The following is a 1045-nucleotide window of genomic DNA, read 5'->3' as shown; positions in this document are numbered from 1 at the left end:
AAATCCGCCTCCGATATAAAGACCGTCAGCATCTTGTGGAACCACTTCTCCTTTTAAAGGCGAAAATTCTACAAGCTCTGCTCCGTAAGCTTTTAACAATTCGAAATTTTCTTCATAATAAAAGTTAAAAGCGGCATCTCTCGCTACAGCAATTTTCACTTGAGGTACGGACGGCTTTGTAAAGATAGGATCATTAATTTCTATTTTAGGAGCTAAAGCCAGTTCATATACTTTTTCGATATCAATTGTATCATGAACAAGCTTTCCTAACTGTTCAAAAAACGGCGTTAACTCTCCTCGTTCAATCGACGGAATGAGCCCGAGGTGACGTTCAGGAATCGTAAGATCCTCGTTTCTTTTCAAGTAGCCTACTACAGGGATATGACATTCCTGCTCAATCGCTGCCTTAACAAGTTTATAATGTCCTTCACTTCCAACCCGGTTAGCAATTACACCAACGATGTTAGCTTCCGGTAAAAATTGCTGAAACCCTTTTACAATCGCCGCTGCACTTCTAGCCATACTAGCACAATTGACAACTAAAAGGACAGGGCTATTGGTGATTAAGCTGATTTCTGCTGTTGTTCCTTCGTTCGTTAACGGGTTTTTCCCATCGAAAAATCCCATAACTCCTTCCATGATGGAAATATCAGCATCTTCACTAGCACGAGCGACAATTTCTCTAACCATATCGTGTTCAAGCATCCAGCTGTCTATATTTCGAGACGTTCGTTCTGTAACAGCCGTATGATACGTTGGATCAATATAATCGGGTCCGCATTTAAACCCTTGAACTCTGTAACCAGCTTGTCTTAATGCTGCCATCAGCCCGATTGTAAGTGTTGTTTTCCCTACGCCACTTCCAGTACCGGCAATGACGAGTCTTCTGTTTGACATGTTGTTCTCTCCTTTAGTCATAGGGAATAAGCGCCACTGAAATGGTGACATTCCCTGACTTTTTCTTCACAAGTTCAAGCTTATCAGCACCGCTGTATAACATAGCAGCAGGTTCACTCACGCCATATGCACCTGTATATTTAAAGAC

Annotated in this window: 2 protein-coding genes; both read right to left on the bottom strand. The window is 41.8% G+C overall.

The genetic code is table 11. The annotated features are described in order from the left end of the window. Positions 1 to 897, bottom strand: an 897-nt coding sequence (locus AC1DRF_RS29295) for a cobyrinate a,c-diamide synthase (RefSeq protein WP_477742480.1), incomplete at its 3' end; no start/stop codon positions are given. A gap of 13 nt (positions 898 to 910) precedes the next feature. Continuing rightward, positions 911 to 1045, bottom strand: a 135-nt coding sequence (locus AC1DRF_RS29290; RefSeq protein ID WP_477742481.1) for a cobalamin biosynthesis protein, incomplete at its 5' end; no start/stop codon positions are given.

It is taken from the genome of Priestia sp. P5_B4, from assembly GCF_056400385.1.
The sequence above is the reverse complement of the archived record's forward strand: the minus strand, read 5'-3'. Positions and strand labels throughout refer to the sequence as shown.